Raw genomic sequence first — 19,764 nt, 5'->3', positions numbered from 1 at the left:
GGAGAAGGGTCAGTCTTGGGCATTTTGCCTGTATGGATGGGGTGCTGCGGGCTGAGTCGTTGTGGGTGGTGGTGTACTACCGCACAAACCTCACGATGCGGCAGCTCGCCCGCTGTTCGGGATCTCTCCCGCCACCTTCAGCCAATGGGGGAGAGTGTTCGGCTATGGAGTCCTCGCCACCGCGATGCTCGATCGGCTCGGTCATCAGTGCAAAGTCGTCTCCGCCATCGCGAGGCTGCGTAGGAGGTCTGCGGCTGTCGCTTGCAGGAGTTCGACGGCTTCCATGACGCGGTCGCGGGGCAGGTCACCGCAGCGGTCTGAGGATCCTGCGGGCTTCCCCGCTCACGTCGCCATCCGCATCCGATGTCAACGCTGAGCACAGTGCCGCCAGCCGTTCCTCGTCCTTCTCGGACTGACGGCAGACGTTGAGGATTGCCGCATCAAGGTGATCGCCAGTGTCGTCATCCGCATTGGCGAGCGCGGCCGGCACCATGCGCAGGCCAAGCACGTCCCAGTGTCCGAGCAGAGCCTCCGCCGTCTCTTGAGTGACGAACGTGTCGCGGCCATCGAGCAGCAACCGGTGCAGGACCTCAGCTTTCGACCGTCACGCAATCGCGGGCAGAGCCGAAATCCGGGATCGGCATCACCCTGCTGTCGGCGTACTCCTGAAGGTGCGCACCTGAGTACGGACGAACGGGCTCTGTCGCCGATCTTGTGACCCCTGATGCCGGTCCTGGCGTCGACCCTGACACGATGTGCGAGTGTTCGATTTCGGTATTGAGGGGTACCACCCGCGCTGGCTGAACGGCCCAGCCCACGTGGCGCGGACGCACGGGCGTCGCCTCCAGGCGCTGAGCGGCCGTCCTCTGACGGGGGCCTGGATGGTGTGGGACCTCATCGACGATGAATGGTTCTGCGACTGCCCGGTGCTGCTGGACTTCGACGGCGTGCACGTGGAGATCAATCACCGGAAATTCGATGACCTCTCCCTGACCTGGAACACTATCGACCCCTGCCGTCCGGTCAGCTGGACCGGGTTCGACCTGGAGTGGCGCCCTGATCCGCTGCCCGAGCTGCAGACGATCCGCGGGATGACTCTGCGGAGTGTCGAACTCCTCGAATGGACCATGGACAACGTCGCCGGCAGCACCACGGACGTGAGCTTCGTCTTCCCCGACGCCCGGCTGACGGTCTTCAACGCCCTCGACGAGAACGGCCTGACCTTCGCTCCCCCCGGCCCGAACCAGCGAGTGCGGCCCTGCTCTTGAAGTATCAAGGTCTTGCGGATCAGACCTCGGCCCAGAGATCGGAGACGCGATAGTGCGTCGGCGTACGTGCGTCCGTGGTGGCCGGCCTCGGCCAGTGCCGCGCGTGCCACCGATGCGATGTCCGCAGGGTGGATGGTTGGCAGCGCGGTCACGGTGTACGGCGCGTGGACGGTCTCGTGGCCACCGACGGAAGCAGCCCACATCAGGGCGTTCGAGGCGAACTGCGTCGGCCGCAGGACCGTCCAGGCCGTGCCGCTCGCCTTGAGCAGTTGCTCCGCCGTCAGGTTCTCGCCGGCGGGGCCGTCGGCGAGCTGCTGTCGGCGGGGCAGTGAGCCACGACCAGGGCGCTGACGAGGGTCGTGCTGATTCCGGGCTCATCCAGGAACAGAGCTGTCCTAGTTGATCCCTAGTGTCGTCACGTCACGAAGAACCGCAGGAGGGGACGACGCTGATGAGTCGGACTCCACCCGAGGGCTACACCAGGGTTGCACCGTGGGTGGTCACCGACGACACCGGCGCACTGCTCGACTTCATCACCGGTGTGTTCGATGGCGAAGAGATCGCACGGGTGCCGGTCGAGGACGGCACCATCGGTCACGGCGAGATCCGAGTCGGCGACACGGTCGTGCTGGCCTTCGACCGACGGCCCGACTGGCCGGTGATGCCCTCCCTGTTGCGGGTCTATGTCCCGGACGCGGACGCCGTCATGGCTGCTGCTGTTGCGCACGGGGCACTAGAGCGTGTTTAGAAAGTGCTTTCACAGCCACTCATCGATCATGGCAATGGTGACCGTGGCCTCGTAACGGACGGCCAACTTGTCGTACCGGGTAGCGACTGCGCGACGGCGCTTGAGGCGGCCGATCCCGCACTCCACCGCGTGACGCTCGCGGCAGTCGGCCTTGTCGAACGTCGGGGGTCGGCCGCCGGTGGAGCCCCGCTTCCTACGGTTGCGGATCTGATCCCTTGGCTGTTGCTGAGGCAGATGCTTCGGGCAGGAGTCGACGGGCAGCGTGGTGGACCTGCCCTGGCGATCACGGGCGGTGCCAGATCGCCGATGCCACAGTGGCTTGGGACGGCGTCTTCCCGTGGTCGGCTCCGGCCATCCGGAGACCGAGTAGATGCACCAACAAGGTCTCCGCAGGCCGCAGATGGGCCGCCAGGAAGGCGTTTGAGTGCACCGACATACCCCAGGGGGTAAATCAGACATATAGCCTGAATGCCCCAGATTGCACCATCAGACAGTATCTGCGGCTATTCGTCCAACTCACGCGTGGGCCGAATCTAGCAAATTCGCTCCGTCAACGGAGTAACGTCGCCTGATCGTTCACCACATCGGATGGGTTCTGCTGGGCACACCGGAGGGGCCTGCCCTGCGAAGGCAGAATCGCCTCCAGGCGGGGATAGCGCGCACTCTCGCGACCGTCACTCACCTGTGCCATCTCTCTGCCAGGAGGCCTCTTCGTGATCATCAATCACAACATGAACGCGATCAACACCAACCGGGTCTACCAGGAGAACCTGGACGTGCTGGGGAAGAACACCGAGCGGCTCTCCTCGGGCATGCGCATCAACCGCGCCCAGGACGACGCGGCCGGCCTCGCGGTCTCGGAGAAGCTCCGCACCCAGTCACGGGGGCTTACCCAGGGCAGCCGGAACGCCTCCGATGCACTCGACTTCATCCGGACCACCGAGGGCCACCTCAAGGAGCTGACCGGTGTGCTCCAGCGGATGCGCGTGCTGTCCATCCAGAGTGCCAACGGCACCTACTCGGAGGAGGACCGGTCGGCGATCCAGATCGAGGTCGACCAACTCACCGACGAGATCGGCCGAATCGCGGATCAAGCCGACTTCAACAAGATGAGGGCGCTCACCTCCCAGCGCACCGCAGCCTCCGACCCGCAGGCCCTGACCGCCTGGACGCTGAGCACGCCGGTCACCGACAAGCCCGACGAGGCGCTCGTCCTGAACTTCGTCACCCCCGACTTCTCGAACCTGTTCGCCAGCCAGGTCGAGGTCCCCGACCCCCAGCCGGCCGCCGAGCCTGCGCCGATCACGGTCGAACCGCCCGCTCCGCTGGAGGTCTCCTCACCTGAGGCCGCGGTCAGGAGCACCGAACGGATCAAAATCGCACTGCAGGGCATCGCCGAACAGCAGGACGGACTCACCGCCTTCCAGGTCAAGTTGGCATCCCTGGGCGACGATGCCGTGGTGGACATCGACGAGTGGGAGTTCTGGGCCGACTGGGGTACCGAGGACGGCACGGATGCCGTGGACGAGGCCGTCGAGGTCCCCGCCATCGACACCGTGGCCTTCCTTCAGGACACCGAGAGCCGCCTCGAGGAGGCCGGCCGGATCCTGCATCAGATGCGCGTCCTGGCGGTCCAGTCCGCGAACTTCACCCCCGACGATGCGCAGCGCCTGGCGATCCAGGCCGAGGTCGAGCAACTCGCGGCCGACCTGGACCGCGTTGCCGCCCAGGAGGAGGCCGACGCCCCCGCCTCCCTGCGTGACCAGGCGTCCTGGACCCTGCGCGTACACGTCGGGGCGAACACCAACGAGGCCCTGGCCGTCAACATCTTCGCCGCCAACGTCACGCACCTCTTCGCCGGCGAGGCCACGGCACCGGCCGCGCAGGACGACACGCAGCCCCTGGCCGGCGGCGCCGTCTCGCGGCCGGTGAACGTCATGACCGCGATCGACGCGAACAGTTCGATCGCGAAGATCGACGTCGCCATCAAGTCCGTTACCGACCAGCGGTCCAACCTCGGCGCGTTCTCCAACGGCCTGGAGTCCGCCTTCCGCAGTGCGGACTACGCGGTCGAGAACCTGACCGCCTCGGACAGCACGATCCGGGACGCCTACATGGCCGACGTGATGGTGGAGTTCACCAAGAACAACATCCTGACCCAGGCCTCGCAGGCCATGCTCGCCCAGGCCAACCAGCTCCCCCAGGGCGTCCTGCAGCTCCTGCGATAGCCGGGGTGCGGCGGCCGTGTCCACACCAGGGCCTGTCTATAAAGTAGATCAAGCTCTGCGACGATTTTGTCGTGGGGCGTGGAGATCTGACGAACGAACAATGGGCCGGGCTGGCGCCGTTGCTGCCGGTGGGCGTGAAGCCGGGGCGACCTGCGACGTACTCCCGGCGGCAGTTGATCGACGGGATTCGGTGGCGGACTCGCACGGGAGCGCCCTGGCGGGACGTTCCGGAGCGGTACGGGCCCTGGGAGTCGGTGTATGGGTTGTTCCGGCGCTGGCAGCGCGACGGGACCTGGGCCGCCGTGGTGGTCGGGCTCCGGACCCGGGCGGACGCGAAGGGCCTGATCACCTGGGACGTCTCGGTGGACTCCACGGTCTGCCGTGCGCACCAGCACGCGGCTGGGGCCCGTAAAAGGGGGACCTCCAGAAGGAGTCTCCCGGTGGCGTCGAGACCGAACCTGCCCACCACGGCCTCGGACGCTCCCGGGGAGGCCTGACGACGAAGATCCACCTCGCGGTCGAGCAGGGGCAGAAGCCCCTGTCGATCGTGATTACCCCCGGCCAGTGGGGTGACTCCCCGCAGTTCCAGACCGTCCTGGCGCGGATCGAGGTGCCCCGCACCGGAGTCGGGCGCCCGCGCACCCGGCCCAGGAAGGTGCGAGCGGACAAGGCCTACGGATCCCGGGCGAACCGCGCCTACCTGCGCAGGCGCGGCATACGCTGCACCATCCCGGAGAACAGGGATCAGATCCGCAACCGTAGGAAGCGGGGCTCCGCCGGCGGCCGACCCCCGACGTTCGACAAGGCCGACTGCCGCGAGCGTCACGCGGTGGAGTGCGGGATCGGCCGCCTCAAGCGCCGTCGCGCAGTCGTTACCCGGTACGACAAGTTGGCCGTCCGTTACGAGGCCACGGTCAACATTGCCATGATCGATGAGTGGCTGTGAAAGCACTTTCTAAACACGCTCTAGTGATCACCGAGGCTGCCGACAGTGCGTGGGGGGCGGGACCCCGTTCGGCAACATCTGGTGGGTGATGAGCCGGGTCGAGCGCATCGCCCCGGACCTGGCCTGGCAGCGACTGTCCGAGCCGAAGTACGCCGAGGCGATGCGCACGGCCCAGGAGACCCTGGACGCCTCGCTCAGCGGCCGGGAGGCGGGGGTGGCTGGCCGACCTGGACGCGGCGGTGCGGCACGCCTTCGCCGGCCTGCCGCAGGACGGCCACGCCCCGCGGGACTACCTGCGTTCGGTGGGCGACCTCGCCGCCGCCTCCACGGCGAGCGACCCGACGGTGGACCGGCGGGTGGCGGCCACCGTGCTCGCGCCGGGCGTCCATCCGGCGCTCTACGTACCGGAGACCGCGCGCTACGGAACCGGGCCGGCACTGGAGGCGGCGGAGGAGGCCTTCATGCTGTCCAGCCAACTGTCCCTGCGCGCCGCCGGATCCGTTCTGGACGAGCTTCGGCTGAGGCTGCTGGGCCTTGAGGTCCTCCTCAAGGCCGCTGCCCTGGCCCCGCGTCCGGAAGCGGCCGATGACCCGGTCGAGCGCCAGCTGAGGCTGCACGCCGCCTACTGGCGTGGCTGGTCCCGGTCCGCTCCCCGGGAGGTCTTCCCGGCCGGCGAGCTGGCCCGCAGGGCGGCCGAATGGGCCGAACTGCTCACGGGACGCGCCAAGGTGAGCGCGAGCGTGCTGGCTGGGCGCACGTCCGCGGTGTCCCCGTGGGCCGGATCCCTGGCCGCGGCGCTGCCCCTCGCGACCGCCTCCCTGGGCGACGGCGCCGAGGCCGGTCTGCTCATCTCCCACACCCACGTGACGCTGAACCGCCTGGGTATATTCGTGCATGATCAATACATTTTGGCGGAGGCGGCCGCACGGCTCCGTGCCGCGCAGCGCGAAGCAACCGGACAGGCGAACGGGAACGAAGGCGTCCGGACATGAGTGACACGGCGGACACCGGGCCGGAGCCTGTGCTGCGGGCCACCGGCATTCACATTGCCTACGGCGGCGAGCCCGTGCTCGACGACGTGAGCCTGGATCTGCGAGCGGGCCACTGCCTGGCCCTCGCCGGTGCCAACGGCTCCGGCAAGTCGACGCTGCTGCGCGTCTGCGTCGGCCGACAGCAAGCCGACGAAGGGGAGGTGTTCTTCGCCGGCCGACCGCCGCGCGAGGCGGACGCCGCCTTCCGGCGCGACGTCGCACTGCTCCTCGACGGGGCCGAGTGCTTTCCCGACCTGACGGTCGGTGAGCACATCCGCATGGTCGCCACCGCGCACGGCATGGGCAAGGACGCCGGGCCCGCCACGGAACGGGTGCTCGCGCAACTCGGGCTGGACCACCGGATCGACGCGTTCCCCGACGCGCTGTCGGCGGGACAGCGCCAGATGCTCGTGCTCACCTCGGTCCTGGTGCGCCCGGCCCGCCTGATCGTCGTGGACGAGCCCGAACAGAGACTGGACACCGCCGCCCGGCACCGACTCGCCACCGCACTGCGGCAGCCAAGGCGAACGGCACTGCGGTCCTGCTGGCGTCGCACGACCGGGCGACCGTGGAGGAGGCCGCCGACCGGATACTGCTCCTGGACCGGGGACGCGTCGCGGCCCTCGGCACGCCTGCCGAAGTGACCGGTGTGGCGGTGGCGTCGCCGTGGCGGTGACCACCGATCTCGCGAGGGACGAGGGGAACGCCACCGCCGATGCCATGGCACAGGTGGCGCACGCCCGGCGGGCACGCGGTGCGGGACGGCCCCGTTTCGACGACGTGTGGTCGTGGGTCTGCGTCGCCGTCTCGGCCGTCGTGGTGCTTGCCGGTCTGGTACGGACGGCCCCCGCCATCAGCCACGGCCTCGGCGCCCCCGGCGGCGCCGCCGCCCGCGCCGCCCTCGTCGGCACGGGCCTGCTGCTGTGGGCGGCCCAGATGGCCGCATGCGTACGACTGGGCCCGGTGCTGCTGGGCACGGCCGAGATCACCTGGCTGCTGCCGCTGCCCGGCGACCGGGGACGGCTGCTGCGCCCCCGCCTGGCCCGCGCCGTGGTCGTCGCCACCGCCGTGGGTCTGTTCACCGGTACCCTGACGGCCGCCCTCGCGCTGCTGCTCGAAGGCCACCCACGGCTCACCGCCCTGCCCGTGGCCCTCGGTGCGCATCTGGCCCTGGCCTGGCTGACGGTGGCCGTGGGGACGCTGATCGAGGTGCGGCCCGCCCTGGCCGGGCGGGCCCGGGCCCTCGGCACCGGTTCGGCCGTCGTCGGCATCGCGATCGTCTTCGCCGGTCCGGCCGTTCCTTCCCTCACCGCACTGGCCGCCCTGTGCGGGCCGGGGGGCTGAGCGGCCTGGGCGACGGCCGGTGCGGCCCAAGGCGACCCACTCGCATGGCCGGTGGCGCTCGGCGTCCTCCTGCTCTGCGCGGCCGTCGCCCTGCGGGCGGCCTCCGGAGCGGCGGCGGAGATTCCCACGGCCGCGTTGCTCCGGTTTGTTCAGGGGCGCCAGAGGTGCGGCTGCCGAACGGCCATGGGCGCGAGTCCGAGGCCGGCCAGTGCGGACGCGCCGGCCGCGGCGTGCGTGCCCCCGGCGAGCAGGAGCGTGCGCGCCCACTGGTAGCGGCAGCCGGCCGTCTCGAACGCCGACGCGGTGGCGAGCAACTGCGGCAGATCGCCGCCGAGCAGTGCCTCCGCCCGGTCCACCAGGGCGGTGGCGACCGGGTTCCCGGCGACCAGGGCCCGGGCGGCGGCGACCCGCGCCCGGGCGTCCGGGTGCCCGGCGAGGACCGCCGCCTCGGCCCGGAGCGCCGCGTACCAGTGCAGCCAGACCCAGCAGACCCACTTCCACACCTGCTCCGGCTCCGGCGCGATGCGCTCCAGGGCCGCCTGTGCGTCCCCGTGGTGGAGCAGGACCATGGCGTCGAAGACGGCGCCGTGGCCGTGGTCGTGATCCTCCTTGCTGCCTGCCCGGTCGGTGATCGTGAGCCAGGTCGCCCGGGCCTCGTGGTCGCCTCGCAGGCCGTGGATCATCGCGACGGACGCGGCGGCCGGACCGAGTGAGAACGACCGTTGCCCGCCGGCCTGCTCCCACGCGTCGAGGAAGCGCACGCTGCTGGTGAGCACCGCGTCGGCATGGCCCGCGAACGCGTCCGCGACCAGCAGCCAGGACGTGGCGTGGTCGCCCACCTCTGCCAGTTGCGGCTGGCCCGCGAGCTGGCCGCCCCACCGGCGGGCCGCCGGCAGCTCGCCCGTGCCGACGGCGGTCGCGGCGGCCATGGCGAGGGCATCGATCAGCTCGTGCGTCCGGGCAGGGGTGCTCGGTGCCGAGGTCAGGATGTCGATCCGGGCCCGGGCCGCGGACGCGGCGGCGAAGCTCTCACCGGCCCAGCTCTGGGCGCCGGAGAGCGCGTCGAGGGCGGCGGACCGTGCCACCGGGTCTCCCGCGCGCCGGGCGAGTTCGACGGCCCGTTCGGCGCACGCGACGGTGTCCGGTGCGGTGTTGTCCGGGGCTCCCTGGACCGCGCCGAACGCGTCCGCGACCACCGCGGCCTCGGCCAGCGCGAGAGCCGCCTCGGCGGCCGAGTCGTCGTCACCGGTCAGCTCGCGCGCCGCCGCGAGCAGGCCGGTCACCTCGTCCACGGACGGAACCCGGCTGCTGAACGTGCTGGAGAAGCGGTAGGCGGCGGTGGCGGCGGCCGCCAGGTCACGGGCGGCCCCGGCGCCGTCCCCGGCCCGGCGGGCGGCTTCGGCGGCGGCCCGGTGCAGGCGGTACATGTCGTCGCCGAGCCTGCGGCACCCGGCCACCCCGGCGGCCTGCCGCAATGCGGCGGCGGCATCGGCGCCGGAAGCGAGCAAGGCCGCCTGTTCGTAGCGCTGTTGGGCCTCGCCCAGCAGGTTCCGGGTGAAGGCCAGCTCGGCCATGGACAAGGCGAGACGGCACGCGTCCGCGCGCTGCTCCGGCCGGCCCGCGGCCCAGGTCAAGGCGGCCCGCAGGTCCTCCGCGACCGCGTCGAACCGGGCCCGCCAGTCCGAGCCGCCACCCTCCTGGAGGGCGGCCGCACCGGCCAGGCACCATGCCAGGTGGCGCGACCGTACGTCGTCCAGCTCACCGGCGTCGGCGAGCCGCTCAGTGCCGTACTGACGCAGGGTCTCCAGCGCCTGGTAGCGGGTGCCGGTGTCGGACGGTGTCACGGCGAGCAGGCTCTGCTCGGCGAGCCTGCCGAGCCCGTCGGTGACCGCGGCCGCCTCCAGCGGGGCGAACCCGGCCACCGGGGCGGCCACCTCGGCGGCCGCCTCGACGGTGAACGGAGCGACGAACGCCGACACCCGACGCAGCAGTGCCCGGTCCTGCGGTTCGAGCAGGTCGTGGCTCCAGTCGAGGACGGCCCGCACCGACCGGTGCCTGCCGTCGGCACGGGGGCCGCCGGCGAGGATCCGGAGCTGGTCGCCGAGGCCGGCCGCCAGGCCGTCCAAACCGAGCGTGGCCCACCGCGCCGCCGCCAGTTCGATGGCCAGCGCCATGCCGTCGAGCCGTTCGCACAGCGCCGCGATCCGGTCGCGCTCCGCCGGAGCCGGGGCCCTGCCGACCGCCGCCGCCCGCTCCAGGAACAGGGCCACCGCCTCCGACCCGCCGCCGCCCACGCGCGACAGCGGCGGAACCGGGAAGACCCACTCGAACGGCACCATCAGCCGCGCCCGGCTGGTCGCGAGCACCCGTATCCCCGGGCACGCCACGAGCAGCCGTTCCAGGAACGGCGCCACCCCGTCGCGCACCTGCTCGCAGTTGTCCAGTACCAGCAGCACCTGACGGTCCGCCAACGCGGCCACCAGCGCGTCGTCGATGCCGCGCCCGGGCTGCTCGCCCACGCCCATGGCCGCCGCGACCGCCGCGCCCACCCGCCCGGGATCGGTCACCGGGACCAGGTCGACGAAGCACACCCCGTCGGCGAAGTCGCCCGCCACGTCAGCCGCCACCGCCAGCGCGAGCCGCGTCTTGCCCACCCCGCCCAGACCGACGGCGGTCACCAGCCGACGCGCCGTCACCGCTGCCGCCAGCTCCCCGCGTTCCCGTGTCCGGCCGACGAACGCCGTCAACGGTGCCGGAAGCGCGGGTGCCGGGCGCGCCTGCTCGGCACGCGTCGGTTCGGCACGCGTCGGTCCGGGCGCGTGCCGGGACAGCGCCCGCCGGTCCGGCACCTCCAACTTCCTGAGCAGCGAGGAGACGTGCGACTCGACCGTCCGTACGGAGATGAACAGCCGCGCGGCTATCTCTGCGTTGCTCAGGTGCTCCCCGAGCAGCTCGAGCACGTCGGCTTCTCGAGCCGAGATCACTGGAGTGGACACCCGGTCATTATCCGTAGTGCTTTCCGTGGTCAGCACGGAGGCGCCCCGTACCCCGCCCGGGGGAAGCTGTGATCACAGGGAACGAGCCCGGCGGACCACACCGGACCACACCGGGCCAATCGTTTCCGCGACGACAGGAGTGACCGTGACCAGCTCTTCCACCCACGGGATGAAGACCGTGCTGCATCCCGTGTCCGACCTCGCCCAGGCCAAGGCGGTGTACGCCGCACTGCTCGGTGTCGCCCCGCAGACCGACGGGCCCTACTACGTCGGCTTCGAGGCCGCCGGCCAGCACGTCGGCCTCCTCCCGGGCGGCGGACCGCAGGGCCTGACCTCGTCGCTGGCCTACTGGCACGTGCCGGACATCGAGGCGAAGCTCGCCGAACTGACCGCCGCGGGTGCCACCGTCAAGGAGCCCGCGCACGACGTCGGCGGCGGCCGCCTGGTGGCCATCGCCATCGACCCCGACGGCAACCCCATCGGACTGCTGCAGGACTGATGAGCGCCCCACCCCGCTCCCGCGCACAGCGCCGTCGCGACACCGAGCACCGGCTCGGCCACGACATCGACGTCTGGGTGGCCAGTGCCTCGGCGGACGGAGCCCCACACCTGGTACCGCTGTCCTTCGACTGGGACGGCGAGGCGCTCTTGGCGGCCACCCCGGCAGAGAGCCCCACCGGCCGGAACCTGGCCGCCACCCGGACCGCTCGGCTCGCCCTCGGCCACACCCGCGACGTCGCCATGATCGAGGGCCACGTAGAGGTCCTCGCCATCGACGCGCTGCCGCCGCACCTGGGTGACCGGTTCGCCGCACGCACCGGCTTCGACCCGCGCTCCCCGACCACCCGGTACCGCTGGTTCCGTATCACTCCCCACCGCATCCGGGCCTGGCGGGAGGAGAACGAGCTGGCCGACCGTGAGCTGATGCGCGACGGTCGCTGGCTGGTCTGACGCCTCGCCCGGTCCCGCCGTACGGCCCCTGCTCTCAAGATCCACACATCCAGAGCCTCACGAAGGAGATCCACCATGAGCAGTACCGACAACCGCGCACACGAGGGATTCACGGCCGAGGAGCGTGCCGCGATGAAGGACCACGCACAGGAACTCAAGAAGGCGGCGCGCCGCAGCTCGAAGGCGGACAAGGCGGCCGAGGCGGAACAGGACGTGCTCGCGAAGATCGCCGAGATGCAGGACGCGGACCGGACCATGGCCGAGCGCGTCCACGCCGTCATCACCGCCACCGCCCCGGTCCTCGCGCCGAAGCTCTGGTACGGGATGCCGTCCTACGCGCTGGACGGCAAGGTCGTCTGCTACTTCCAGAGCGCGGAGAAGTTCAAGGCGCGCTACGCGACGCTCGGCTTCAGCGACCAGGCGCAGCTGGACGACGGCCCGATGTGGGCGGCCGTCTTCGCCCTGACCGAAGTGACGGCCGAGGTGGAGGCGCGGATCGCCGCACTCGTGAAGCAGGCGGTGAGCTGAGGCGCGCCCGGTAGGTGGCCCTCATGGCCTCCTGCTCCGCCCTGCAGGCGGCAGGAGGCCCGAAGGGCGGGCCAGGGCACACTCGCCGAGGCGACGGCCGCGCCCGAACTGCCCCAGCCCGCGCAGCAGATCCACGCTCGCGGCTGGTGACACGGTTCTTACCAGGGCTTCAAGCACCCTGCCGTTCTCCCGACCAGCACCTGGTGTGTGGGTGGCTGCTCTGACGCTCGGGCTGCCTGGGTGCGGTGGCCGCTGTGGCCGGACCGGGTGGTCCGGCCACGCCCCTGCCTGCCCACCGAGGGGTTCGGCCGTTGAGGGTCTCTGGCCCGGGGTGGTGGGTTACAGGTTGCCGAAGAGCCAGTTGCCGGGGGCCTTGGGGTCTTCGCTGGTGTAGTACTCCTCGGTGGCGCGGCGGATCTCGTCGCGGCCGAGGGTGCCGTCGCTGTCGGTGTCGAGCTTGGCGAAGGCGACCTTCAGGTCGGCGGGGGAGGCGCCGAGGGACTTGATGTACATGGTCTGGAACTCGTCCTCGTTGATGAGGCCGTTGCCGTCGGTGTCGCAGATGTCCATCCAGGCGTCGACCATGACACTCAGGCGCTGCAGGAGCCCTTCGCGGTCGTTGGCGGCGGCCTTGCGCATGCCGGCGATGAACTCGGCCTGGTCGAGCCGGCCGTCGTCGTCGGCGTCCATGGTGGACAGGTCGTGGGCCCACAGCTGGGTGAACGATGCGCGCAGGCGGGCGATCTTCGTGGCGTCGCTGCTCATGTCGAACGCGGCGGCGAGGCGGTTGCTGAGGGCGAGGAGGTCCTCCTCGCGCAGGTTGCCGTCGGCGTCGACGTCGAGCATCGCGAAGGCGCGGGCGAGCTTGATGTCCAGCACTCCGGTAGCAGCAGTCACAGGTCTTCTCCTCTTGATTCGCCCGCAGGGGCACAAAGATCACCCGATGGTGATCACACGGGAGGAAACGATCGGCCATCTGCTTTGATACGGCTTCTGTGAAGCGAAGTTGACCACCCGCCGGCAAAAGGTTCACGCAGCACATGAACACCACCACCATGACGGCCCCGCGCCTTCCCGAACCCTTCCGGCGCGGGATCGAGCGCCACCTGCGGCGCGTGCGCGACGACTGGGACGGCCGCCACCCCCTGCACGGCAGGCCGCCCGGCCCGGACGCGGTGCTGGTCAACCACAACGACTACCTCGGCCTCGCCCGCCACCCGCGCATCGTCAAGGCCATGACCGAGGCGCTCCATGCCCACGGCACCGACGCGCTGATGTCGGGCGTCTTCCTCCACGGGGAGCATCCCCAGCTGCTGCTGGAGCAAGGGCTCGCGGCGCACATGGGGGCTCCGGCCGGGATCCTGTGCCAGTCGGGGTGGGCTGCCAACACGGGCCTGCTCCAAGCCCTGCTGGTTGAGCCTGGCATGCCGGTCTACATCGACATGCTGGCCCACATGTCGCTGTGGGACGGCGCCCGCATCGCGGGCGCGTCCCTCCACCGGGTCCGGCACAACGACACCGCCCATCTTCGCCGCCGCATCATCGACCACGGGCCCGGGGTCATCCTGGTCGACTCCGTCTACAGCACCGACGGAAGCCTCTGCCCCCTGACGGAGACGGCCGGGCTCGCCGAGGAGTACGGCTGCGTCCTGGTGCTCGACGAGTCCCACTCCCTGGGCATCCACGGCGATCTCGGCGAAGGCATGGCGGCCGCCCTCGGCCTCACCGCACGCGTGCACTTCCGTACCGCCAGCCTCTCCAAGGCCTTCGCCGGCAGGGCCGGCTTCATCGCTGCCTGCGACGAGGAGTTCACCGGCCACTTCAAGATGGGCTCCCACCCGGCGGTGTTCAGCTCCACCCTGCTGCCCCACGAGATCGCCGGGCTCACCGAAACCCTGGCCGTCGTCCGCCAGGACACCTGGCGCCGCACCCGCCTGCAGGCGATCTCCGCCCGCGTACGGGAAGAACTCACCGCCGCGGACCTCGCCCTCCACGGTTCCGCCAGCCACATCCTCGCCCTCGTGGCGGGCGACGAACGACAGGTCATGGCCCTGCGCGACACACTCGAAGACCACGGCGTCTTCGGCTCGGTCTTCTGCCCCCCGGCCACCCCCCGCACCCGCTCGCTGGTCCGCCTCTCCCTGCACGCCGGCCTCACTGACGCCCAGGTGCAGCGGATCGTCGACGCCTGTACTCAGGCCGCAAGCCTGCGCTGAATCCGTTCGGCGGGGGCGCGGCCGCAGTCGCGGGCTGAGGCCGGCTGCCGGCCGCGCTGGCGCCTGGGGCTATCGCTTGGATTGTTCGGTGACGCCCGGCACGACGTCCCGACGAAGACCGTGGGCTGCTCCGGGGTGACGACGTGGCGCCGACTGCGGGACGGGACCGAGGCCGGCGTCCGGCCCGGCGGCCGTCTGGTCGCCATCGCCGATCTGCGCTACCGCTACGGCGGCACCCGCACCCTGATCCTGCGCAACGGCTACGTGACCGTGGCGCAACGCACAGTGCGTGTCTCTCTCTCCCCCCCCGCACCGGCTGACCGGGCGGGCCTGCGTACGGCTCCTGGGGCTCAGGCGGTGTGCGTGTGGGCTTTGCTGATGAGGCGTTCGGCGGTGCGGTTGCTGAGGTTGTACCGGGCGGCGAGAAGGTCCGCTGTGATCCAGCTTCGCGTGCTGACACGCTCGCTCCCGCAGGCCGAGCTCGAACAGCGGCGCCCCCTGCCCGAGAGCCGCGCGTCGGCCGGGCGGCTGAGGCGGCCCGGCCCTTCAGCGGATCCGGCGTGGACGGGCGTCCAAGGTGTGCACTTGCGCTCGCCGCCTTTCACGATGCACCCACGCAGCTTGTACGGGTGCCCCTCGGGCAGGTTGCCGGAATCGACCGCGATGTAGATCGCCCTGTGGCCGCGCGTGGAGGCGATGCGGCCGGTGCTCAGCTCGGCCTCGACCGCCCACCCGTCGGGGCTGATGTCGTTGGCGACGAGGGAGTCGCCCGGGCTGTTCGGCGCGGGCTGCGGGTCGGCGTTCCCCCGGGCGAAGCCCATGTCGTGGCCGTCCGTGGGGCTGGTGATGTTGATCGTCGGTACTCAGCTGCCACCCGCCGTCTCCCCCGGGTGGGGGAGGCGGATACGTCCGGCGGGGGACGTGGCCGGGCCGGTAAGGCCGGAGGCTTGGAATCCTGCTGATGGAAGGGGAGTTCGGGTGGATCGCTGGGATCGGGTCGGGCGGAACGCGGCGTATGGGGCGGCTCTGGCGCTGTCGCCGTACTTGCTGATCAAAGTCTCGTGGGTGGTCGGCTCCCTCATGGGGGTGGTGCCGATCGGCAATGGGTTCGGCTTGGCGGAGTGGGTGGTGCTCAACACCGTCACGGTCGGTATGGCGGTGATCGGGATTGCTCTGGCGCTCGCGCTGGTGCGGCCGTGGGGGATGCGGATACCGGGGGCGCTGGTGGCCTTCTGCTCCTGGGTGGGGTCGGGGTTCCTCGTCTCGGCGCTGCCTTTCGGCCTGTTCAGTGCGCTCCTGAACGTGGGCGGTGACTCGCAGGGCGTCGGCGGTGACGACCCGGCCATGCCGGTCTGGGAGGGCGTACTGGTCGAGTTCAGCTTCGTGGGGATGGGGCTGGGGCTGGCTCTCGCCGTCCCGGCGTATCTGCGGCGCCGCTGGCCGGATGCGTTCATCGGGCGCGCTGGTGACGGGCCACGTACGGTGCCGCCGTGGGCGGCTGTCGTCGGTGCCGTAGTCGGTCTGGTCTGGCTCTACTGGGCGGTCGGAGGCACTCTGGGAATCGCCCACCCGGCCCAGCGGAACACCGACTGGTACGCGCTGGTCGCCGTATCGGGGTTCTGGGCACTGGCCGGATCCGCCGGCATCTGGACGGTCGCCCGGGCACGTCCTGCCGGGTTGCCGCGCTGGCTCCCGCTGACATTCGGGTGGGTCGGATCAGGCTCACTGTTCGCATGGAGCGCCTGGAAGCTGCCCCTCATGCTGTATGTGGCGCTGGCGGATCCGGCCGATGTCACGCCGCCGGAGAGCCTCACCGTCGCGGTGGTGCTGCATCTCTGTGCCGTGGTGGCAGGCGCGGCGATGATGCGGACACTGGTCCGCACGCGTATCCGCGCCGCCGAGTCCTGTGCCCTGCGCGAGGTTGCCATTCGGCTCGAGGGCTGACTGCCTCAGACGGGCCAAGGCCGCCTCCCAAAGCGTCCAGTCGAGGGTGAGATGATCTTGTGGTGGCTGGTGTGATCACGGCGTCGGAGCCGTCTTGGACAGCCCCGTTCACCGGATTGCGCCGCGCCTGTTCGGCCGGCTCCTGCTCGGCCTCATCGCCGGCACGGCCGTCGCGGTGCCGATGGGCAAAGTCGACTTCCACCACTTCTCCCAGGCACCGCTGTTCACGCTCCCCGAACCGTTCGCCCTCGGCGCCGCGCAGTTCGAGGCACCACTCATCGCCACCGTGCTCGTCGTCACGCCCGTCTCCATGACGGAATCCACCGCGTCCCTGATCGCGGTGGGAACGGTCGTCGACAGACCGGTCGACGACCGCGTCATCGCGTGCAGCCTGCGCGCCCAGGGACGGGGCACCGCACTCGGCGGCGCCCTAGGAGCGTTCGTGAGCTGCGCCTACGCGCAGGGCGCCGGCCTGGCCGCCATCAGTCGGATCCGCAGCCGGTACGCGGTCACCCTGTGCGGAGCGATCCCGGTCCTCATGGGTCTCGTGCCGGTCCTGGGCTCGCTGGTCGCGCTCGTGCCGCTGCCCGTACTCGGCGGGGCGGGAGTCGTCTTCTTCGGCTCAATCACCCGCCGCGCCCGGATCCGCGTCACCGACCCTCGGGAAGGCAAGGGCTACGCAGCCCGCATGACGCTGCGGGCGATGCGCGGCTACGAGACCTTCACCTGGGGCACCACCCCTCAGTGACACGACGGGAGCGGTTCTTCAGCTCCATAAGGAAGTCCACCGGCGCCGCCTTCACACCGCGGGCCGGACGCTGCGAGCAATGCTGGTCGTGCGCGGCACTGGCCTCGGCAAGCCCCAACCCGAACCCGCGCCGCCGCTGCAGGCAGCGCTGCCGGCGACCGCGACACGAGGCCTTCGGGGCGGAGTGGTGGTCGTGACCCTTGGCGCTCGCCCGGAGTCCGCTGTTCAGCTCTTGCGGGCCAGCGGTTGTCCGGCGAAGGTCACCCCTGCCAGGCCATGGGCCATGAGGTTGCGAATGTTGCCGTGATCAGTGTCGTTCGGCGTCGCCAGCACACTGCGATAGTGCTCACCGAATGCCAGCAGCGCCTCTTGGTCGCTCAGCCCTTCCAGCAGGGCCAGTCCCAGCGTCTTGCAGGAGCCCTCGTTCGCACCTGCGGCATTTTCCAGTTCCCCGTTGCGGAACGCCTGCGGCTGGTACTCGTAGTGCGCGGTGACGAAGGCCAGGGTGTCGGCGAACTCGTGCTCACCTGACGCAAGGCTTGCCCGCAGCGAGTTCAGATCAGTCATGTTGGTTCCCCTGGGTTGAACAGACGATCCGGTTGCCGTCCGTGACCGGACGACAATACCCCCCTTATGGCCAGCCGGCAGGAACCGTGCCACATGTCGGAACGGCGGCATCTCCGCAGGTCACCGTGTGTGCGACTGTGCGATCCGCCGGGAGCCGTTTCGGTCCGGGCGATCGGCCGGGAGGGCGTCGCCCTCCAACCCCGGTGAACGGATCACCCAGCCTGAACACCGACGACGAGAGCTCACCCGCTGCGCCCCGCGCCCAGTGCGCCGCAGCGTCCTTCCCCCCCGGCGCGATCGGGCATTCGCTTCGGGTGGGATTCCCGGTTCAGACGGCGCCGGTTGAGGCGCCATCTCCAGGGTGCTCTCGGCCCCGGCTGTCTGACCCTCCCGCTAGGGTCATCGGCCGGAGGGACCGAGCTCGTCGCGCGTCCCGGAATGGGGAGGGCCGAGTGGCCATCGAAGACCTCGAATCTGGCGGCATGAGCTTCTGATCTCCGGCGACATCGTGCAATACGAAGACGACACAGTCTCGGAAGAAGAAGCCGGCCACCGTTACTACCGCTACGTCTGCTCGCCGGGCTTTGATGGTCTGATTTTGGTTCTGCCACACATTCCGTGAACGATTCTGGCTAGGACTCCAGCAGGCTCTCGTGACATCCAGTCCGCCCAGCTCACGTGGTAGGTACGTCCTGCTGACGGAAGGCCAGCAAGATCGTTCACGGATGTATGCCAGAACCCCACTCCGGGAGCCTCCGGGGGCCACTGTGTTCGAACGGTTCACGAGCAGCGGCGGCACCGGTCGCGGCGCTCAGTGACGGTAGGCGGCTGCCGCGATCTCGATGAAGGATCGGATCAACGGGTTGGTGTCGCCCTCGTTGCACACCGCCACCACTCGGCTCGGCACCATGTCGATCAGCGGCACCACGGTCAGCTCCGCGGGCAGGTCGTGTCCGAGGGGGGCCAGGCCGACCGTGCCGTTCCACAGCACGGCGTGCAGGCATTCCTGGACGGCGCGCACCACTGGGCCCTCGCGCGGCGTGCCGCCGTTCCAGTACGACTGCCAGATGGGGTCGGTGCCCCGCGGGAACTGGAACCAGCGTCGGTCGCGGAGCTCGGCCAGCCGCAGCCGGTCGCAGCGGGCCAGCGGATCGTCGGCGCGCAGGACTACACCGACCGGATCGGTTCGCAGCGCACGCACCGTCAGGGCGGTCTCGTCGAAGGGCGCCCGGGTCAGGGCGACGTCGACCAGTCCGGTGCGCAGCCCGCACGTCGGGTCGGTCAGATCGGTGTCGCGGATGCGGATGTCGATGCCGGGGTGGGTTCGGCGGTAGGCGGCGGCCAGCCTGGACACTCCCGGGTCGGTGCCGTCGCCCAGGATGCCGACGGTGAGGGTCGCGGCGCCGGCTGCCGCGCTCACGCGTACATGGACGCGGTCGGCATGGTCGAGGAGGCCGCGTGCCTCGTCGAGCAGCAGGGCGCCCACCGGAGTGAGCGTGACGCCGGTGGGTGAGCGGGCGAACAGCAGGGCCCCGACATCGGCCTCCAACCGCTTGATCGCCCGGCTCAGCGGCGGCTGGCTCATGTGCAGTCGGGTGGCGGCCCGGCCGAAGTGCAGTTCCTCGGCGACGGCCACGAAATAGCGCAAGGTCCGTAGCTCCACGCTGCCACGATACCCATCGGGTATCGGCGCGGCAGGATGGGTCTTGGACACCGGCAGGTACCTGACGGTGCACTGGTGAGCATGACCGAAGAATTTGAGGCCAACGCGCCGCAGGCCGACCCGGCCGTATCCGTAGTGGGTCCCGGCGACGGCGAGACGATCGTGCTGGGCACCACGCGCATGCGCGTCCTGGAGGACGGCAGTCACACCGGGCACCGCCTCGCGATCACCGAGTCCGTCCTGGCCCCGCATACCCAGGGACCGCCGCAACATCGCCACGCCCAGCACGACGAGGGCTTCTACATCCTCTCCGGGACCGTGCGGTTCACCGTCGGGGACGAGGACCACGACGCCACCACGGGCACGCTCGTGATGGTTCCGCCCGGCACCCCGCATACCTTCGCCAACCTGACCGACCAACCCGCCGTCCTGCTCAGCACGTTCACCCCCGACTCGTACGTGCAGTACTTCCGGGACCTCCATGAGGCGCTCGCCGGCGGTCGGCCGTTGACGCCCCAGGCCAATATCGACGCGATGAGCCGGTACGCGACCGAGCCTGCCACCGACCTCGACTGAAGCAGTCGAC

At 70.6% G+C, this 19,764-nt stretch carries 20 protein-coding genes and 3 pseudogenes; 16 read left to right on the top strand and 7 right to left on the bottom strand.

Translation table 11 applies throughout. From position 1 onward, the window contains the following. Nucleotides 1-61: 61 nt before the first annotated feature. Nucleotides 62-376: an ATP-binding protein gene (locus ACFV0Q_RS08275; protein ID WP_385002310.1), complete on the top strand. Its 315-nt coding sequence runs from the start codon at nt 62-64 to the stop codon at nt 374-376. Here the strand turns inward: ACFV0Q_RS08275 and ACFV0Q_RS08270 are convergent. Beyond that, nucleotides 305-577, bottom strand: a complete 273-nt coding sequence (locus ACFV0Q_RS08270; protein WP_385002353.1) for a hypothetical protein — start codon at nt 575-577, stop codon at nt 305-307. The two genes, ACFV0Q_RS08275 and ACFV0Q_RS08270, sit on opposite strands and share 72 nt — an antisense overlap. 184 nt (nt 578-761) lie before the next feature. Between ACFV0Q_RS08270 and ACFV0Q_RS08265 the strand changes: the two genes are divergently transcribed. Then, nucleotides 762-1,268: a hypothetical protein gene (locus tag ACFV0Q_RS08265; RefSeq protein ID WP_385002307.1), complete on the top strand. Its 507-nt coding sequence runs from the start codon at nt 762-764 to the stop codon at nt 1,266-1,268. Between the two features lie 59 nt (nt 1,269-1,327). Here the strand turns inward: ACFV0Q_RS08265 and ACFV0Q_RS08260 are convergent. Beyond that, nucleotides 1,328-1,570 (bottom strand): annotated as a pseudogene (locus tag ACFV0Q_RS08260) (SDR family oxidoreductase); the annotation flags it as partial. A 149-nt stretch (nt 1,571-1,719) separates the two neighbouring features. On the opposite strand from ACFV0Q_RS08260, the pseudogene ACFV0Q_RS08255 reads away from it, so the two are divergent. The 6 genes and pseudogenes from ACFV0Q_RS08255 to ACFV0Q_RS08230 form a co-directional block, all read left to right on the top strand. Continuing rightward, nucleotides 1,720-1,998: pseudogene (locus tag ACFV0Q_RS08255) on the top strand (VOC family protein); the annotation flags it as partial. 731 nt (nt 1,999-2,729) lie between these two features. Beyond that, complete coding sequence (locus ACFV0Q_RS08250) at nt 2,730-4,244, top strand: flagellin (protein WP_385002304.1); 1,515 nt, start codon at nt 2,730-2,732, stop codon at nt 4,242-4,244. Nucleotides 4,245-4,315: 71 nt separating this feature from the next. Beyond that, nucleotides 4,316-5,190, top strand: a protein-coding gene (locus ACFV0Q_RS08245) for an IS5 family transposase (RefSeq protein WP_385002301.1) whose coding sequence is annotated in 2 segments (ribosomal slippage) — nt 4,316-4,690 and nt 4,693-5,190 — 873 coding nt in all. Because the reading frame shifts where the segments join, the coding sequence is not laid out codon by codon here. Nucleotides 5,191-5,429: 239 nt separating this feature from the next. Next, complete coding sequence (locus ACFV0Q_RS08240; protein ID WP_385002298.1) at nt 5,430-6,182, top strand: thiopeptide-type bacteriocin biosynthesis protein; 753 nt, start codon at nt 5,430-5,432, stop codon at nt 6,180-6,182. Then, nucleotides 6,179-6,865 carry an ATP-binding cassette domain-containing protein gene (locus tag ACFV0Q_RS08235; protein ID WP_385002295.1) on the top strand — a complete coding sequence of 229 codons (687 nt, stop codon included), beginning with the start codon at nt 6,179-6,181 and terminating at the stop codon, nt 6,863-6,865. The genes ACFV0Q_RS08240 and ACFV0Q_RS08235 overlap by 4 nt, the downstream gene beginning before the upstream one ends. Before the next feature lie 22 nt (nt 6,866-6,887). Next, nucleotides 6,888-7,565 carry a DUF6297 family protein gene (locus ACFV0Q_RS08230; protein WP_385002292.1) on the top strand — a complete coding sequence of 226 codons (678 nt, stop codon included), beginning with the start codon at nt 6,888-6,890 and terminating at the stop codon, nt 7,563-7,565. A 149-nt stretch (nt 7,566-7,714) separates the two neighbouring features. Here the strand turns inward: ACFV0Q_RS08230 and ACFV0Q_RS08225 are convergent, their stop codons facing one another. Then, a complete protein-coding gene (locus tag ACFV0Q_RS08225; protein WP_385002289.1) occupies nt 7,715-10,561 on the bottom strand; it encodes an ATP-binding protein in 2,847 nt (948 codons plus the stop codon). Nucleotides 10,562-10,706: 145 nt separating this feature from the next. Between ACFV0Q_RS08225 and ACFV0Q_RS08220 the strand changes: the two genes are divergently transcribed. The 3 genes from ACFV0Q_RS08220 (at nt 10,707) to ACFV0Q_RS08210 (ending at nt 12,040) form a co-directional block, all read left to right on the top strand. Further along, nucleotides 10,707-11,060: a VOC family protein gene (locus ACFV0Q_RS08220; RefSeq protein ID WP_385002286.1), complete on the top strand. Its 354-nt coding sequence runs from the start codon at nt 10,707-10,709 to the stop codon at nt 11,058-11,060. After that, nucleotides 11,060-11,512: a pyridoxamine 5'-phosphate oxidase family protein gene (locus tag ACFV0Q_RS08215; RefSeq protein ID WP_385002283.1), complete on the top strand. Its 453-nt coding sequence runs from the start codon at nt 11,060-11,062 to the stop codon at nt 11,510-11,512. Before ACFV0Q_RS08220 ends, ACFV0Q_RS08215 begins: the two co-directional genes overlap by 1 nt. A 75-nt stretch (nt 11,513-11,587) precedes the next feature. Next, nucleotides 11,588-12,040, top strand: coding sequence for an iron chaperone (locus tag ACFV0Q_RS08210; RefSeq protein WP_385002280.1), 453 nt, complete (start codon nt 11,588-11,590; stop codon nt 12,038-12,040). Nucleotides 12,041-12,379: 339 nt separating this feature from the next. On the opposite strand, the gene ACFV0Q_RS08205 is transcribed toward ACFV0Q_RS08210, so the two are convergent. After that, entirely contained in the window at nt 12,380-12,937 is a 558-nt protein-coding gene (locus ACFV0Q_RS08205) for an EF-hand domain-containing protein (RefSeq protein ID WP_385002277.1), read from the bottom strand. 143 nt (nt 12,938-13,080) lie between these two features. Between ACFV0Q_RS08205 and cqsA the strand changes: the two genes are divergently transcribed. After that, entirely contained in the window at nt 13,081-14,256 is a 1,176-nt protein-coding gene (gene cqsA / locus ACFV0Q_RS08200) for an alpha-hydroxyketone-type quorum-sensing autoinducer synthase (protein ID WP_385002274.1), read from the top strand. 350 nt (nt 14,257-14,606) lie between these two features. Here cqsA and ACFV0Q_RS08195 read toward each other — a convergent pair whose 3' ends face one another. After that, nucleotides 14,607-15,077, bottom strand: a complete 471-nt coding sequence (locus tag ACFV0Q_RS08195; protein ID WP_385002271.1) for a hypothetical protein — start codon at nt 15,075-15,077, stop codon at nt 14,607-14,609. Nucleotides 15,078-15,234: 157 nt separating this feature from the next. Here ACFV0Q_RS08195 and ACFV0Q_RS08190 point away from each other — a divergent pair, with 157 nt between their 5' ends. The 3 genes and pseudogenes from ACFV0Q_RS08190 to ACFV0Q_RS08180 all read left to right on the top strand — a co-directional run bounded on the left by ACFV0Q_RS08190 (nt 15,235) and on the right by ACFV0Q_RS08180 (nt 16,948). After that, nucleotides 15,235-16,200 carry a hypothetical protein gene (locus ACFV0Q_RS08190; protein ID WP_385002268.1) on the top strand — a complete coding sequence of 322 codons (966 nt, stop codon included), beginning with the start codon at nt 15,235-15,237 and terminating at the stop codon, nt 16,198-16,200. A gap of 62 nt (nt 16,201-16,262) precedes the next feature. After that, a pseudogene (locus ACFV0Q_RS08185) lies at nt 16,263-16,390 on the top strand (IS5/IS1182 family transposase); the annotation flags it as partial. Next, entirely contained in the window at nt 16,382-16,948 is a 567-nt protein-coding gene (locus ACFV0Q_RS08180; RefSeq protein ID WP_385002345.1) for a solute carrier family 23 protein, read from the top strand. The pseudogene ACFV0Q_RS08185 and the gene ACFV0Q_RS08180, both read left to right, overlap by 9 nt. A gap of 225 nt (nt 16,949-17,173) precedes the next feature. On the opposite strand, the gene ACFV0Q_RS08175 is transcribed toward ACFV0Q_RS08180, so the two are convergent. Continuing rightward, nucleotides 17,174-17,515 carry a HopJ type III effector protein gene (locus ACFV0Q_RS08175; protein WP_385002266.1) on the bottom strand — a complete coding sequence of 114 codons (342 nt, stop codon included), beginning with the start codon at nt 17,513-17,515 and terminating at the stop codon, nt 17,174-17,176. Between the two features lie 811 nt (nt 17,516-18,326). Then, entirely contained in the window at nt 18,327-19,178 is an 852-nt protein-coding gene (locus ACFV0Q_RS08170) for a LysR substrate-binding domain-containing protein (RefSeq protein ID WP_385002264.1), read from the bottom strand. Nucleotides 19,179-19,259: 81 nt separating this feature from the next. Here ACFV0Q_RS08170 and ACFV0Q_RS08165 point away from each other — a divergent pair, with 81 nt between their 5' ends. After that, nucleotides 19,260-19,754: a cupin domain-containing protein gene (locus ACFV0Q_RS08165; protein ID WP_385002261.1), complete on the top strand. Its 495-nt coding sequence runs from the start codon at nt 19,260-19,262 to the stop codon at nt 19,752-19,754. The last annotated feature ends 10 nt before the right edge of the window (nt 19,755-19,764 follow it).

Source organism: Streptomyces sp. NPDC059564 (genome assembly GCF_042735575.1).
Classification (GTDB): Bacteria; Actinomycetota; Actinomycetes; order Streptomycetales; family Streptomycetaceae; genus Streptomyces.
The sequence above is the reverse complement of the archived record's forward strand: the minus strand, read 5'-3'. Positions and strand labels throughout refer to the sequence as shown.